Raw genomic sequence first — 15,558 nt, 5'->3', positions numbered from 1 at the left:
AGCAAGCCTGACCTCGCAGGCGTGGCCGGTAAACCCGCGTTAGTCGGGCAGGATCCGGCGGACCACCGCGTCGGCCAGGAGCCGGCCCTTCAACGTCAGGACCAGCATCCCCCGGAATGCTGCGCCCGGCTCAACCAGCCCCTCGGCAATCAGCCCGGCGATCTGGTGCCGCCCCACCGTGTCCAGGCTTGCCACTTCCAGCCCGGACTGGAGGCGGGCCTCAAGCATGACCCGCTCCACGTTCCGGGTCTCCGCGTCCAGGGTTTCGCGTCCGGCGGCCGGTGAGTTTCCCTGCGCCAGCCGCCCGGCGTACGCGGTTGGGTGTTTGACGTTCCACCAGCGCACACCGCCCACATGTGAGTGCGCGCCCGGCCCGATCCCCCACCAGTCATCGCCGCGCCAGTAGGCGAGGTTGTGCCGGCAGGCCTGTTCTGGCGTGCGCGCCCAGTTGCTGACCTCGTACCACTCCAGGCCTGCAGAGGTGATCAGGCGGTCGGCGAGCTCGTACTTGTCGGCGTGATCGTCGTCGTCGATGCCCGGGACCTCGCCGCGCCGGATCTGCGCCGCCAACTTGGTGCCGTCCTCAACGATCAGCGCGTAGGCGCTGATGTGGTCCGGCTCGTACGACAACGCGGTTTCCAGGGAGTACTGCCAGTCGGCCAGCGACTCCCCCGGCGTCCCGTAGATCAGGTCGAGGCTCACTGCCAGGCCGGCGTCACGGGCCCACTGCACCACCTGGGGAACCCTGCTCGGGGTGTGGGTGCGGTCCAGGACCTTCAGGACGTGCGGAACTGCGGACTGCATCCCGAACGAGACCCGCGTAAAGCCGGCATCCCTGAGCACAGCCAGGGACTCCGGTGTCACCGAATCCGGATTTGCCTCAGTTGTCACCTCGGCGCCGTCCTCGATCCCCCATTGGTCGATGGCCGTCCGAAGAATCAATGCGAGGTCTTCGGCGGGCAACAGCGTGGGTGTGCCGCCGCCGAAGAACACAGTGCTGAGCTTTCGGTCCGGTACACCGGACGCCTTGAGCACCGTGGCCGCAAACGCCACCTCGGATGCTGCCGTACCGGCATAGGCATCCTGGGAGGCACCGCCGCCGAGTTCGGTAGCCGTGTAGGTGTTGAAGTCGCAGTACCCGCAGCGCACGGCGCAGAAAGGGATGTGGACATACAGCCCGAACGCGCGGTCCCCCGCGCCGACGGCCGCCTGCGGAGGCAGGATGCCGTCCGACGGCGCCGGGTCACCGAGGGGAAGTACGCTGGGCATCAGCGGGTACCCCGCTGCGCGGTGGTCACTTCTTCTTGGCCTTGTCCTTCGATTCGTCGGTGGTGAGGGCGGCGATGAACGCTTCCTGCGGCACCTCCACGGTGCCCACCATCTTCATGCGCTTCTTGCCTTCTTTTTGCTTCTCCAGCAGCTTGCGCTTACGTGAGATGTCACCGCCGTAGCACTTCGCCAGGACGTCCTTGCGGATGGCCCGGATGCTTTCGCGCGCGATGATCCTCGAACCGATGGCCGCCTGGATGGGCACCTCGAACTGCTGCCGCGGGATCAGTTCGCGGAGCTTTCCGGTCATCATCACGCCGTAGGCATACGCCTTTTCCCGGTGCGTGATGGCACTGAAGGCATCCACCTGTTCACCCTGGAGCATGATGTCCACCTTCACGAGGTCGGCAACCTGCTCACCGTCGGCCTTCCAGTCCAGGGAGCCGTAGCCACGGGTTTTGGACTTGAGGATGTCGAAGAAATCGAACACGATTTCCGCCAGCGGCAGGCGGTAACGGATTTCCACCCGGTCCTCGGAAAGGTAGTCCATCCCACCCATGACGCCGCGGCGTGACTGGCAGAGTTCCATGATGGCGCCCACGAACTCGTTGGGAGCCAGGATGGTGGCGGAGACCATGGGTTCGCGGACTTCGGCGATCTTGCCGGTGGGGTACTCGCTGGGGTTGGTCACGCGGACCACCTTCTTGTCCTCCAGGGTCACCTCGTACTCCACGTTCGGAGCGGTGGAAATGAGGTCGAGGTTGTATTCGCGCTCCAGGCGTTCGCGGGTGATCTCGAGGTGGAGGAGGCCCAGGAAGCCCACGCGGAAACCGAAGCCCAGCGCTGCAGAGGTTTCGGGTTCGTAGACCAGCGCAGCGTCGTTGAGCATGAGCTTCTCAAGGGCGTCACGCAGTACCGGGTAGTCGGCACCGTCCAGCGGATAGAGGCCGGAGAACACCATCGGCTTTGCGTCGGCGTAGCCAGGCAGCGATTGGGCGGCCGGCTTGGCCAGGTTGGTGACGGTGTCGCCCACCTTGGACTGGCGGACGTCCTTCACACCGGTGATCAGGTAGCCCACTTCGCCGACGCCCAGGCCCTTGGAGGGTGTGGGTTCCGGGGAGCTGACGCCGATTTCCAGGAGCTCGTGGGAGGCCCTGGTGGACATCATCTGGATGCGTTCACGCGGGTGGAGCATGCCGTCCACCACGCGGACGTAGGTCACCACGCCGCGGTAGGTGTCGTAGACCGAATCGAAGATCATGGCACGGGCGGGGGCATCGGGATTGCCCTCCGGTGCCGGCAGATCGCGGACAATCTTGTCCAGGAGGGCTTCCACGCCGACGCCGGTCTTGCCGGACACGCGCAGCACGTCTTCGGGATCGCCGCCGATAAGGCTTGCAAGCTCCGCTGCGTATTTTTCCGGCTGCGCTGCCGGAAGGTCGATCTTGTTCAGCACCGGGATGATGGCGAGGTTGTTTTCCATCGCCAGGTAAAGGTTGGCAAGCGTCTGGGCCTCAATACCCTGGGCAGCGTCCACCAGCAGGACTGCGCCCTCGCAGGCGGCAAGGGACCGTGACACCTCATAGGTGAAGTCCACGTGGCCCGGCGTGTCGATCATGTTCAGCGCGTAGCTGACGCCTTCCACTTCCCACGGCATGCGCACAGCCTGCGACTTGATGGTAATGCCGCGTTCACGCTCAATGTCCATCCGGTCCAGGTACTGGGCCTTCATGTCCCGCGCCTGGACTACTCCGGTGGACTGCAGCATCCGGTCAGCCAGGGTGGACTTGCCGTGGTCAATGTGCGCGATGATGCAAAAGTTCCGAATAATAGCCGGATCTGTCGCGGCGGGCACCGGTGCGGTGCGGGCCATGGGAGACACGCAGGGTCCTTACTGTTGGCTTTTCCGCGGCCGCCCGGCAGGCACACCACATGCTGCCCGCGGATTAGCCGCACTTCTTCAGCCACCAGTGTCCCACGTCCTGGCCACTCGCACCGCATTACCTGCACGGGACCCAGGCCGTCTGCGGGCCCGGGCTATAGGGTGGCGGCATGGCGATCAACCTCCGCAGGCTGGGTAATGCTGTCCGGGCCGGCCTAAGGCTCCTTCGGAACGTGGACAAACCGGCGGCGCATCAGCGTCCCGCCCCGCGACCTGCCAGTCAGGACACCAAAGGCGCCATGGACGGCATGCGTACTGCAGGCTATCCCGACGATTTCACCGGCCGGGCGGAAATCCGCTATTCGCCGCAGCCGGACGGTGAGCCCGATCCGGGCGAAGTCGTATGGACGTGGGTTCCCTATGAGGAAGACCATTCCCGGGGCAAGGACCGGCCCGTCCTCATCGTGGCCCGCAATGGAAAGTACCTGCTGGGACTGATGCTCACCAGCAAGGACCGGGTACCGGCAGCGTCCGCTTCCCGCGACTATGTAGACGTGGGGGCCGGCGGATGGGACCGCCAGGGACGGCCCAGCGAAGCGAAACTGGACCGCGTGCTGCAGATCCGGCCGGACAGCATCCGCAGGGAGGGTGCCCTGCTGGACCGGGCACGGTTCGACGCTGTTGCCGCCGGACTCAGGGCGCGACACGGCTGGCGGTAGTACGGAAAATGGCCAGTCACGCCACTGGCCTGCTATTCTTTATAGCTGTGTGTCCGTGCAGGTCGACGGTCACTGATGGCTGGCCGCCATAGGTATCCCCACGCCGCTCAGTCAAGGCCAGCTTGAAAGCCCTCTAGACCATTTCCGCATTACAATAGAGAGTTCACACGTGGCGAATATCAAGTCCCAGAAGAAGCGCATCCTGACCAACGAAAAGGCCCGCCTGCGTAACAACGCAGTCAAGTCTGAGCTGCGGACGGCTATCCGCGCCGTCAACACGGCCGTTGAGTCCTCCGACAAGGACGCTGCTGCTACTGCGCTCGTTTCTGCCAGCCGCAAGCTGGACAAGGCTGTCAGCAAGGGTGTTCTGCACAAGAACAACGCAGCGAACCGCAAGTCGGCGATCTCCAAGAAGGTCAACGCACTGTAAGGTTTCCAGTTCCCTGAACTGATGTTGTGGCCGGTACCCTCGGGTACCGGCCACACGCCTTTAAGCTCCGGGATGCGCATTCGGGACGCCGTGGAGTGCTGGCCCCGGAAGCGCCGCACTGGTGCCTGTCCGGCGCTGCTGCTCCTGCCGCTACCTGCCCTGGACGGACATGGAAATCACTGTCACCGCATGTTCCACGGCGTAAACGGGGTCGCGTGACAACCCCTTCACCTGCGCGTCGGCTTCGGCCGTGGCCTGGATGGACCGCACCAGTCCGTCAGGGGTCCACCGGCGGACGTCCCGCTGGGCCTGCTCCACCAGCCAGGGCTGCATTCCCAGCTCTGCAGCAATCTGGGCCGCGGATCCTGACGCCCCGGCTACCCGGGCCACGGTCCTGAGCTTCGCAGCCAGCGCGGCAACCAGCGGTACGGGGTCCGCCCCGGTGGCCAGCGCATGGCGCAGGGTGGACAGGGCAAGCGGACCGTTTCCGGCCATTGCGGCGTCGGCCACCTTGAACGCCGTGGCTTCCACACGCCCGCCGTAATATCGGTCCACGACATCCGGTGTGACAGTCCCCGTTGAGTCTGCAATGAGCTGGCTGCACGCTGCTGCAAGCTCGGAGAGGTTGGCGCCAACCGCATTCACGAGGGCCAGCACGGCCTCCTGGTCGATGCGGCGCCCGGCCTCCTTGAATTCGGCGGACACGAACGCCATCTTGTCCGTGTCCTTTTTCAGCGGTTGGCAGTCAACTACAGGCCAGCCGCCCTTACGGACAGCGTCCAGGAGTTTCTTGCCACGCGCACCCCCGGCATGACGGAGGACCAGGACGGCATCATCGGCTGGCTGGCCGAGGTAGGACAGGGCGTCGGTGAGGAAGGCCTCATTCATGGCTTCCACCGCTTCGACCTCAATGAGCTTGCTCTCCCCGAACAGCGACGGGCTGACCTGCATCAGGAGGGACCCGGGTTCGTAGGCGGCAGCGTTGATCCGGCTTACCTCGACGTCAGGTGCTGCCTGGCGGACCTGGGAGCGGACGCTGTCCATGGCCCTGATGCCCAGGTAATCCTCCGGCCCGCTCACCAGGACGATGGCCGCGGGAGTCACGTCCCGCCAGGCCGCCGGATTCGACGCCGGCGGGCGGGTTCCGCGCTTTTGCGCAGCAGCCATGGTGGGTTCCTTCCGGAATGATGTGTGGGGAATTTAAGCCTGCCACGTCTGCGCCGAACCGCAAAGCCGTGGGCGAAGGGGCCGGTGGCAGACGAGGCCGGGCAGCGCGGTCCTCTGGCGGCCCCGGGGCGTCTTTCCAACAACCACAGAAGCCTGACCACCCGGCGATGGCACCGGAGAACGAGGGCAATGACGCTGCGGGGCCGGGCGGCTGCCCAGACGGCGGCGAGGGTGAGGGCTGACAGGACCACCATTGTCAGCAGGCCCGGAACCCCCTCAGGCCACGGCAACGTGGAACCCGGAAGCCTGGCAAAGAACCAGGCCGTCGCGGCTACACCGGCGCTGAAGGTGCCTGCCACGGCGATCATCGCGACAGCCAGCCAAGGGGCAGCCACCAGCAGCGGAACGGCGGCCGTTCCCAGCAGGGTCACGGGAGCCACCAGCGGGGCCGCGGCTACATTGGCCAGCAGCGCGTAGGTGGAGAACTGCGGTTGCAGGAGCACGATGACGGGGCCGCACAGCATCTGGGCTGACAACGGCACCGCAACCGCGGCGGCCGCCCAGCGGGGCACGGCCGCAGGAGTCCAGTCCATGATGCGCCGGCCCAGCAGGATGATGCCCAGGGTGGCCAGGACGGACAGCAGGAACCCGAAACTTCCGCCCAGCGCCGGGTCCAGCAGGAGCAGGCCAATGACTGCCAGGCAAAGAAAGCTGAGCCCGCGGCCGGTCCGGCCGCCGGCGAGGGCAGCAATTCCGACAGCCCCCATCAGGGCTGCGCGCAGCACGCTGGCGTCAGGGCCTACCAGCACCACGAACAGTCCCAGTCCGGCCAACGCAGTCCCGGCGGCCGGAACCCGCGAGAGCCGGAGCCTGCGGCAGCCCGCCAACAATGCACCGAGGACCAGGCTGCAATTGGCCCCGCTGACAGCTGTCAGGTGGGTCATGCCGACGGTTTTCATCGCACTGGCCAGGCCCTCGTCCAGGGCGCTGGTGTCCCCCGTGACCATGCCGGGCAACAGCCCTGCAGCATCGGGTGGCAAGAATGCGGAAGCAGCCACAAACCGGGCACGCAGGTCCTTGGCGGCTGCTTCCAGCCCCCGCGCGCTGCCCCGCAGGTCAGGGGCGGTGGCCGCAGACATGCCGCCCGCCTCCGGCCTGCCCGGATCCGGCGGCCGAAGCTTGCCGGCAGCACGCACCGTCTGCCCCGGGACCAGCCGTTCCCAGTCCTTACCGCCGGTCACCACGAGCTGCGCCCGGGTCCGCAGCACCACGCCGCCGGTGCTGATTTCCCGAGTCCACACGGCCACGGACCACCGGGCGGATTCGCCGGACTGGCCAGGCGTGGGAAGCGGCCGCGGCGCGCCGGCCACCTCCAGCACCGCCATCACGGATTTCCCCGCCGCCACCGCCTCAGCAAGCGGACCCTCAAACCGCTGGCTGGAAGCCACCGAGGAGTGCGCCGCCCCGGCCACCGCGAGCAGAAGGCCAACCGCAGTAGTCGCCAGGAAACTCCTCCTTTCCGGACGGCGCCCCGTCCAGGAACCCCCGCCGCCAGCCCTCGTCCGGCGTGTCCCGCCGCTCCGCAGCAGGACCAGCAGCAATACAGCGGCCAGGACAAGCAAGGCGACGCACAGCCCCAGCAACGCGGCCGGCGCCAGCCAGAGACCGGCCACGGCGGCGCCCCAGACCAGGACGGCAGGTAAGGCGAGCCGGACATCGGTACGCTTCCGGGGGCCGGCACCTTCGCCTGATGGCCTGCTCTCCCCCGCCGGAGCAGTCCGGTCTTGAATACCGAGTCGGCGCCGGGCATCACTGACGGCGCGCACACGGACCGACCGCAAGGCGCCCTTGCTCTTGCCTGCCGGCGTGGAATTCTTCCCACCTGCCGGTGCGGGGCTGTTCCCGCCACCCGAAAAGGATTGGCCGGCAACCGCGGTCCGGCGTGCGTCATCTGGAGATGGCCCTTCCTTTGCGCCGCGGACCGCGGACTCGACAAACCGGTTCCAGGGGCTTGGCGGCCCTTGCCAGGGACTTGGAGCCCGGCCTTTCCCGTTATCCGCAACCGGCATGTCAGACCGTCACCAGGGGCAGCAGCGTTTCAAGCATCTTGGGGCCAACGCCGTCCACAGCGTCCAGATCCTCGATCGCACTGAAGGGCCCGTGCTCTTTTCGCCAGTCGACGATCCGCTGGGCCAAGACGGGACCGACTTTCGGCAGGGCATCCAGCTCATCGACGCCGGCAGTGTTGATGTTGATCTTGGCACCCGTGCCGGCGGCCGCGGGCGGAGCGGCACTTCCCTGACCCTGGGATCCTGCGCCGCCCCCGGATGGTTGTTCTCCCTGCCGGGGGATGTGGATTTTCTGCCCGTCTTCCGCCACGGCGGCGAGGTTGAGGACGTCCAGGTCAGCGTCGGCAGTCGCACCGCCGGCAGCCGAAATGGCCTGATGAACACGGCTTCCGGCCAGCAGGGTTACCACGCCGGGGGCCAGGACGGCTCCTGATACGTGGACCACCATGACATCCCCCGGCGCCTTGGAGGGGTCGCCCGCTCCGGCGCCTTCCCCCTCGTCCGGGGTGGGGTGACTGTCCAGTTCTGGGTCCGGCGCCGGGGTGCTTTCGCGGCTGACGGTGTTCAACGGCAGGATCTCCGGCCGTCCACCGGCGGTCTGCCACCAGAACAGGACACCGGCCGCGACGGCCAGCAGGCCGATAGCTACGGCGACCCGCAGGCCAAGCCGCCAGCGCAGCGAAGGTACCGTGCCGGCCGGAGACTGCCTGTTCCCGCCGCTCTCCGCCGGTTGCGGCTCTCCGGCGACCAAACCACCGGCCCCGGCGTCGCGGTACTCGAAGCCCCCGCCGTCGTCCTCGCCCAGGGCGTGGTCAACGGCCAGCATCCCGCCGGCTCCGCCACCGAGGGTTGCCTGCAGCCGGGCCCGGGCATGGCGAGCCCGCTGGCCTGCTGCTGGAGCATCCCGGCGTGACATAACTCAACGCTATGAAGCGTGCCGGTCCGGCAACAGACATGTCTTGGCCTATGTGGAAAGGCCCGCCGGCGCGGCGTCCTCCTGGCCGACGATCACCGCAAGGACGCCCAGACCGGCATGGGCAGCCAGGACGGCAGGCAGCGAGCTGATCTGCGGCAGCGGGCAGTGCGGCAACGCGGCAGAAAGCCGAACAGCAAGGCTTTCAGCCTCCTCCGGATTGCCGAAGTGGTGGACGGCCAACCGGACACTGCCGGCGGGACGGGCCTGGGCATCGGCGGCCACGATTTCCTCCAACCGCGCCACCGCTTTTGCCGCCGACCGCACCTTTTCCAGCGGGATGATCTTGCCTTCGTCCACCGCGAGGAGGGGCTTGATGGCCAGCATGGTTCCCCACAGCGAAGCGGCGGCGCCGATGCGGCCGCCACGGCGCAGTTGTTCCAGGCTGGGAACATAGAAGTAAACCTTGGTGCGCTCCGCCTGGGCCTGGGCCGCCGCGGCAACGCCCGCCTGCCCGGCTCCCCCGGCGGCAGCCTTCACAGCGGCCTGCACGGCCATGCCCTGTGCCATGCCCACGGTCCGTGAGTCGATGACCTGCACGGGGATGCCCACGCGTTGGGCGGCCAGCCGGGCCGAGTCTGCCGTTCCGGAAAGGTCCCCTGAGATGTGCACGGAAACCACGGACTCGTACCCCTGCTGCTGCAGCGACCGGTAAGCCTGTTCAAACTGCCCGGGCGAAGGGCGCGATGTTTTGACCTGGGTGCCCGCAGCCAACGCCAGGGCAATGGTTTCCAGGATGTCGTCCTCGCCCTCACCGTAAATCTCCGAACCCACCATGACGGGCATCGGAGTGATGGTGAGGAGGCTGTGCACCGGCAGGCTGCGGAGATAGCCAACCGGCAGCGCCGCGGCGGAATCGGTGACGACGGCGGTCCGCGCCACTGGCACGCCCGCACCGGAAACGTCTGCTCCGGGCCTGGCCGCCGGACGCAGCGCGGAAAGACGGGCCCGGACCCATGGCCAGGGGGCGGCATTACGGTCGGGCACATTGCCTCCTGGTGTCCTCGTGCAGAGTCCGGAAAAGCCGGAACCGGCCGCCCGGTTTGACGGGCGGCCGGTTCCGGCGGTGGTGCAGCAGCGGCTAGGCCGGAACGATGTTGACCAGTTTAGGTGCCCGGACAATGACCGTGCGGATGCCGCGGCCGTCCAGTGCACGCTGCACGTTCTCCGAGGCCAGCGCCAGTTCGCGCAGGCTGTCCTCGGAAATGTCCGGCGAGATTTCCAGCCGGTCCCGGACCTTGCCCTGGACCTGGACCACAGCCGTGACGGTGTCCTGAACCAGCAGGGACGGATCGTGCGCCGGCCAGCCGGCGTTGGCCACGGACGCCGGGTGGCCCAGCACGTTCCACATGTCCTCCGCCGTGTACGGGGCGAACAGGCTGAGGATCACCGCCACTGCTTCGGCCGCTTCGCGGACTGCGGGGTCGGCCCCGCCGGCTCCGGAGTCGATGGCCTTGCGGGTGGCATTGACGAGTTCCATCAGCTTGGCAACAACGACGTTGAACTTGTTGGCGTCAAGCAGTTCGGCAGCGTCGGCGATGGTGCGGTGCGTGACGGACCGCAGTCCACGGTCCCCCGTGCCCGCCTCGGTACCGGGGACACTGGTCACGTCCTGGGCCAGGCGCCATGCCCGGGCAAGGAACTTCGCGGATCCGGACGGGGAGACGTCTGCCCAGTCCACATCGTCCTCAGGCGGGGACGCGAAGACCATGGTCAGGCGGACGGCATCCACGCCGTACTTGTCCAGCTGCTCGCCGAGGTCCACCCCGTTGCCCAGGGACTTGCTCATGGCTTTGCCGCCGTTGAGCACCTGGCCCTGGTTGAGGAGGGCGCTGAAGGGCTCATTGGCTTCAATCAGGCCAAGATCGTTGATGACCTTGGTGAAGAAGCGGGCGTACAGCAGGTGGAGGATAGCGTGCTCGACGCCGCCCACGTACTGTCCCACCGGCATCCAGTCGTTGATCTTGGCCGGATCGAACGGACCCTCGGTGTAGTCCGGTGAGACAAAGCGCAGGAAGTACCAGGACGAATCCACGAACGTGTCCATGGTGTCCGTGTCGCGCTTGGCGGCACCGTGGCAGTTGGGGCATTCCACGTTGACCCATTCCTCGGCCGCGGCCAGCGGGGAGGTGCCCTTGGGCGCGAGGTCCTCGCCGCGCAGGTCCGACGGGAGGGTGACGGGCAGCTGCTCGTCCGGCACCGGAACCTCTCCACAGGAGGGGCAGTGGATGATGGGGATGGGCGTGCCCCAGAACCGCTGGCGGCTGAGGAGCCAGTCACGAAGCCGGAAGTTCACGAACTTCTCGCCGGTGCCCTGGCGTTCCAGGATGGCGATGGCTGCCGGAATGGCTTCAGCCTTGGGCAGGCCGTCCAGTTCGCCCGAATTGATCAGGGTGCCCTCGCCCGCGGTGGCGGTGCCCGTGGCGGCAGGGTCCTCCTCGCCGGTGTCCAGGACAGCACGGACCGGGAGGTCGAACGTTTTGGCGAAATCCAGGTCGCGCTGGTCGTGGGCCGGCACGGCCATGATGGCTCCGGTGCCGTAATCCGCGAGGACATAATCTGCAGCCCACACGGGCAACTTCTCGCCGTTCAGCGGGTTGACGGCGTACCGGCCGGTGAACACACCGGTCTTCTCCCGCTCGGTGGACTGCCGCTCAATCTCGGAGAGTGCCTTGACCGTCTCGCGGTACTCGTCCAGCGCTGCGGCGTGCTCATCCGTGACGAGTTCGACGGCGATCGGCGCGTCCGCGGCGACGACGAAGAACGTGGCGCCGTACAGGGTGTCCGGGCGCGTGGTGAAGACCGTGACGTCCTTGGCGGGCTTGCCGCCGTCGGCCTCAATGACGAAGTTGACGTGCGCACCTTCGGAGCGGCCGATCCAGTTCTTCTGCATCGCCAGGACCCGTTCGGGCCAGTGTCCGCGGAGCTGTTCCATGTCGTCCAGCAGGCGGTCGGCGTAGTCAGTGATCTTGAAGTACCACTGGTTCAGGGACTTTTTGGTGACGACGGTGCCGCAGCGCTCGCAGGCGCCGTTGACCACCTGTTCGTTGGCCAGGACAGTCTGGTCCTTGGGGCACCAGTTAACCGGGGAGTTCTTCCGGTAGGCCAGGCCGCGTTCGTAGAAGCGCTTGAACAGCCACTGGGTCCAGCGGTAGTACTCAGGATCGGACGTGTGCAGCCGGCGGGACCAGTCGGCGGAGATGGCGTACCGCTTGAAGGACGCCGCCTGGGTGTCGATGTTGGCGTAGGTCCACTCGCTGGGGTGGGCGTTGCGCTTGATGGCGGCGTTTTCGGCCGGGAGGCCGAAGGAGTCCCAGCCGATCGGGTGCAGCACGTCGAAACCCTGCTGCCGCAGGTAACGGGCCACCACGTCGCCCATGGCGAAGGCTTCCGCGTGGCCCATGTGCAGGTCGCCGGAAGGGTAGGGGAACATGTCCAGCACGTAGCGCCGTTCCCGTGAGCCGTCATCGGCCGGGGTAAAGACCTTGAGGTCCTCCCACACCTGCGGCCATCTGGCCTCCATTGCGGCAAAACTGTAAGTGCCCTCTTCAGGCCCATCTGCCGCCACTGCTGCTGTTCCGGTGTCTGTCTCCGGCTGAACGCCCACTGCTGCCCTCTTCTGTTCTGTTACGGCACGTGTGCTGCCATAACGGCCTGATCCCCCTGCTGCCGGCCCGGTCTGACCCGGACATACAAAAGCCCCTCAACAAAGGAGGGGCTGCCGCTCAGCTATCCGTTGTTTCGGACACCTGGCGGCTGGCTAAGCAGAAGGATCGCACGCATAGACCTACTTTAGCGCACCCGGCCCGCCCACCGTCCGGTCCTGCAGCTGCGGGGAAGGTGGGCGGGTTCCAGCGGTCGTTGCATTAGCCGGGCCCAACGCGCATGATCGTGCCAACACGTTGGAAGGTGGCACACCATGTCTGATCCAGCTCCCGCCGGCCACCCCGGAGGCGAACTCCGCTCCCTGTGGCTGGCCACCGCCGGTACCACGTCCTTCCCGCCGCTGAACGGGGTCCTCGAAGTTGATGTGGCGGTGATCGGTGGCGGGATCGCCGGGCTGACTGCGGCGCTGGCGCTGAAGCGTTCGGGCCGGTCGGTGGCGGTCCTGGAGGCGGGCAGGATCGGTACCGGCGTCACAGGCCACACCACGGGGAAGGTGACGTCCCTGCACCGGCTCGCGTACACGGCCCTCGAACAAACCCATGGCAGGTCCGTCGCCGGTGCCTACGGGCGTGCCAACGAGGCGGCGGTGGAACATATTGCCGGCGTCGTCGAGGCCGAGGGCATCGCCTGTGGTTTCCGCAGGGTGGCCAATTACACGTTCGCTGAGCGCCCGGAATCCCTTCCCGTGCTCCGGGCCGAGGCCGCCCTCGCCAGTAGCCTCGGCCTCCCGGCCACCTACACCGCAGATGTCCCGTTGCCGTTCCCGGTGGCGGGCGCAGTCCGCTTCGACCGCCAGGCCCAGATGCATGCGCTCCTGTACCTGCAGGGAATTGCCCGCAAGGTTGCCGGAGACGGCAGTTTTGTTTTCGAAGAAACGCGGGCCACAGGGCTGCGGGACGGTACCCCGGTAGAGATCGGCACTGAAGGGGGAACCGTGCTGGCAACCGATGCCATTGTGGCCACCAACATTCCCTTTGGCGACCAGGGCAGGTTTGCCGAGCTGTGCCGGCCGCATCGGTCCTACATTGTTGCCGCCCCGGTGGATTCCCCGCCGCTGGATGCCACGTTCATCAGCGTCGAGGATCCGATGAGGTCCCTGCTGACCACCAAGCTGGACGGAGTGTCCTATCTGCTGACCGGCGGCGAAGGGCATCCGGCCTCTGAGACTGTTGAGCCGGCGTCGCGGTTCGCCAACCTGGCGGACTATGCGCAGAGCCGGTTTGGCGCCGGCCCCGTCGCCTACCGGTGGTCCACCCAGGACGCCATGCCCAGGGACGGCCTCCCCTACGTGGGCCCGCTGACCCCGGACAGCCGCCACGCCTTCGTCATCACCGGATTGCGGAAATGGGGCCTGACCAACGGAACGGCAGCCGCGCTGATACTGGCCGACCTGCTTAACGGCACGCCCAACAGCTGGGCCTCCTTCTTCGACAGCAACCGTGCGGGCCGGCCCGTGGCTGGCACTGCGCTGCCGGCCCCGGACCCCGGGGAACCAGCTCCGGCGGGACCGGCGGCCGCGACGTCCCTGCCGGTTGAGGACCTTCAGCCGGGTGACGGGATGGTGGTGGAGGCCGCGGCAGGCAGCACAGCCTGCTACCGGGATGACGCCGGAACACTCCACACCGTGTCCGCGATCTGCACGCACCTTGGCTGCACAGTGGGTTTCAACCAGGCCGAAAGGACGTGGGACTGCCCGTGCCACGGTTCCCGCTTCACCGTGGACGGCCGCGTCATCCAGGGGCCAGCCACCCGGGACCTCCCGCCCGGGCCGGCGACGGCGCCGTGAAACGCCAGCGGCCACCCTGCCTAATGGCAGGGTGGCCGCTGGTGGACAACGGTGCTACTGCACGTCTTCGTCCACCCAGTCCATGGACTTGGTGACCGCCTTGCGCCAGAGCCGCATCTGGCGCTCCTGCTCAGCCTGGTCCAGCTGGGGTTCCCAGCGCTTGTCCTCGGACCAGTTGGACGAAAGCTCGCCGAGGTCCTTCCAGAACCCGACGGCCAGCCCCGCCGCGTACGCTGCACCCAGCGCCGTGGTCTCGATGACCTTCGGGCGGATCACGGGCACGCCAAGGATGTCCGCCTGGAACTGCATCAGCGCGTCATTGGCAACCATGCCGCCGTCGACCTTCAGCTCGGTCAGCGGAACACCGGAGTCCGCGTTGACCGCGTCCAGCACCTCGCGGGTCTGGAATGCCGTTGCCTCCAACGCCGCACGGGCAATGTGGTTCTTGTTGACGAACCTGGTGAGGCCAACGATCGCGCCGCGTGCGTCCGGGCGCCAGTACGGAGCGAACAGGCCCGAGAACGCCGGAACAATGTACACGCCGCCGTTGTCCTTGACGGTTGCCGCCAGTGTTTCGACCTCGGGAGCGCTGCTGATCATGCCCAGGTTGTCCCGCAGCCACTGAATGAGCGAACCCGTGACAGCGATGGAGCCTTCCAGGGCGTAGTGGGGCTTGGCGTCGCCAAGCTTGTAGCCCACCGTTGTGAGCAGCCCGTTCTTGGAGTGGACGATTTCCTCACCGGTGTTGAAGATCAGGAAGCAGCCGGTGCCGTAGGTGTTCTTGGCTTCGCCGGTTTCGAAGGCTGCCTGGCCGAAGGTTGCCGCCTGCTGGTCGCCCAGGATGCCCGCCACCGGGGTTTCACGCAGCAGCTGCGAGGTGTGGACAGTTCCGTACACCTCCGAGGACGATTTGATCTCGGGCATCATGCTGCGCGGAACACCGAAAACGCCGAGGATCTCGTCATCCCACTGCAGGGTCTCCAGGTCCATGAACAGCGTCCGGGATGCGTTGGTGACGTCGGTGACGTGCACTCCGCCGTCCACGCCGCCTGTCAGGTTCCACAAGACCCAGCAGTCGGTGTTGCCGAAGACCAGGTTGCCGGCCTCCGCTTTTTCCCGGGCGCCGTCCACGTTGTCCAGGATCCACTTGATCTTGGTGCCGGAGAAGTAGGTGGCCAGCGGCAGGCCCACCTTCTGTTTGAACCGGTCACCGCCGCCGTCCTTGGAGAGCTCGTCCACGATGTCCTGCGTCCGGGTGTCCTGCCACACGATGGCGTTGTACACGGGCTCACCGGTGGTCTTGTCCCACACCACAGCGGTTTCGCGCTGGTTGGTGATGCCGACGGCGGCGATATCGTGCCGTGTCAGGTTCGCCTTGGAGAGGGCAGAGGCGATGACCTCGCGGGTGTTGTTCCAGATTTCCGCGGCATTGTGTTCCACCCATCCTGCTTTGGGGAAGATCTGCTCGTGTTCCATCTGGCCCGAGGAGACAATGGCGCCGCTGTGGTCAAAAATGATGGCGCGCGTACTGGTGGTGCCCTGGTCAATGGCGATTACGTACTGGTTCATGGTGACGTCCTTGTCTGGTTGGTGGATG

The 15,558-nt window shown here is 66.9% G+C and carries 11 protein-coding genes; 3 read left to right on the top strand and 8 right to left on the bottom strand.

The features are described from left to right. Window positions 1-39 precede the first annotated feature (39 nt). Both hemW and lepA read right to left on the bottom strand, forming a co-directional pair. Window positions 40-1,269, bottom strand: coding sequence for a radical SAM family heme chaperone HemW (gene hemW / locus AC1DBN_RS01145; RefSeq protein ID WP_477722453.1), 1,230 nt, complete (start codon window positions 1,267-1,269; stop codon window positions 40-42). Window positions 1,270-1,294: 25 nt separating this feature from the next. Further along, window positions 1,295-3,151 (bottom strand): translation elongation factor 4, encoded by a 1,857-nt coding sequence (lepA, locus tag AC1DBN_RS01140; RefSeq protein WP_172829963.1) that lies wholly within the window; start codon window positions 3,149-3,151, stop codon window positions 1,295-1,297. Between the two features lie 170 nt (window positions 3,152-3,321). Between lepA and AC1DBN_RS01135 the strand changes: the two genes are divergently transcribed. Continuing rightward, entirely contained in the window at window positions 3,322-3,870 is a 549-nt protein-coding gene (locus AC1DBN_RS01135) for a type II toxin-antitoxin system PemK/MazF family toxin (RefSeq protein ID WP_477722452.1), read from the top strand. A 169-nt stretch (window positions 3,871-4,039) separates the two neighbouring features. Further along, window positions 4,040-4,300: a 30S ribosomal protein S20 gene (gene rpsT, locus AC1DBN_RS01130; protein ID WP_056079344.1), complete on the top strand. Its 261-nt coding sequence runs from the start codon at window positions 4,040-4,042 to the stop codon at window positions 4,298-4,300. A gap of 150 nt (window positions 4,301-4,450) precedes the next feature. On the opposite strand, the gene holA is transcribed toward rpsT, so the two are convergent. The 5 genes from holA to leuS all read right to left on the bottom strand — a co-directional run bounded on the left by holA (window position 4,451) and on the right by leuS (window position 12,116). Beyond that, entirely contained in the window at window positions 4,451-5,467 is a 1,017-nt protein-coding gene (gene holA, locus AC1DBN_RS01125) for a DNA polymerase III subunit delta (RefSeq protein WP_091720383.1), read from the bottom strand. Then, entirely contained in the window at window positions 5,401-7,293 is a 1,893-nt protein-coding gene (locus tag AC1DBN_RS01120; protein ID WP_477722451.1) for a ComEC/Rec2 family competence protein, read from the bottom strand. Before AC1DBN_RS01120 ends, holA begins: the two co-directional genes overlap by 67 nt. A gap of 244 nt (window positions 7,294-7,537) precedes the next feature. Next, a complete protein-coding gene (locus AC1DBN_RS01115) occupies window positions 7,538-8,452 on the bottom strand; it encodes a ComEA family DNA-binding protein (protein ID WP_477722450.1) in 915 nt (304 codons plus the stop codon). 48 nt (window positions 8,453-8,500) lie between these two features. Next, window positions 8,501-9,496, bottom strand: a complete 996-nt coding sequence (locus AC1DBN_RS01110) for a DegV family protein (RefSeq protein ID WP_314214573.1) — start codon at window positions 9,494-9,496, stop codon at window positions 8,501-8,503. A 94-nt stretch (window positions 9,497-9,590) separates the two neighbouring features. Then, the gene (gene leuS, locus AC1DBN_RS01105; RefSeq protein ID WP_477722449.1) at window positions 9,591-12,116 is read right to left on the bottom strand and encodes a leucine--tRNA ligase; all 2,526 of its coding nucleotides are present in this window, start codon (window positions 12,114-12,116) and stop codon (window positions 9,591-9,593) included. 312 nt (window positions 12,117-12,428) lie between these two features. Between leuS and AC1DBN_RS01100 the strand changes: the two genes are divergently transcribed. Further along, window positions 12,429-13,961, top strand: a complete 1,533-nt coding sequence (locus AC1DBN_RS01100; RefSeq protein WP_477722448.1) for an FAD-dependent oxidoreductase — start codon at window positions 12,429-12,431, stop codon at window positions 13,959-13,961. 54 nt (window positions 13,962-14,015) lie between these two features. Here the strand turns inward: AC1DBN_RS01100 and glpK are convergent, their stop codons facing one another. Then, on the bottom strand, window positions 14,016-15,530 hold the full coding sequence (gene glpK / locus AC1DBN_RS01095; protein ID WP_091720399.1) for a glycerol kinase GlpK: 1,515 nt from the start codon (window positions 15,528-15,530) through the stop codon (window positions 14,016-14,018). Between the last annotated feature and the right edge of the window lie 28 nt (window positions 15,531-15,558).

The organism is Pseudarthrobacter sp. 10T415, from assembly GCF_056394175.1.
The sequence above is the reverse complement of the archived record's forward strand: the minus strand, read 5'-3'. Positions and strand labels throughout refer to the sequence as shown.

Excerpts from the sequence above, each read along its gene's own strand:
- AC1DBN_RS01115 (WP_477722450.1), bottom strand. The coding sequence starts at position 8,452 with ATGTCACGCCGGGATGCTCCAGCAGCAGGCCAGCGGGCTCGCCATGCC.
- hemW (WP_477722453.1), bottom strand. The coding sequence starts at position 1,269 with ATGCCCAGCGTACTTCCCCTCGGTGACCCGGCGCCGTCGGACGGCATC.
- holA (WP_091720383.1), bottom strand. The coding sequence starts at position 5,467 with ATGGCTGCTGCGCAAAAGCGCGGAACCCGCCCGCCGGCGTCGAATCCG.
- glpK (WP_091720399.1), bottom strand. The coding sequence starts at position 15,530 with ATGAACCAGTACGTAATCGCCATTGACCAGGGCACCACCAGTACGCGC.
- AC1DBN_RS01135 (WP_477722452.1), top strand. The coding sequence starts at position 3,322 with ATGGCGATCAACCTCCGCAGGCTGGGTAATGCTGTCCGGGCCGGCCTA.
- AC1DBN_RS01100 (WP_477722448.1), top strand. The coding sequence starts at position 12,429 with ATGTCTGATCCAGCTCCCGCCGGCCACCCCGGAGGCGAACTCCGCTCC.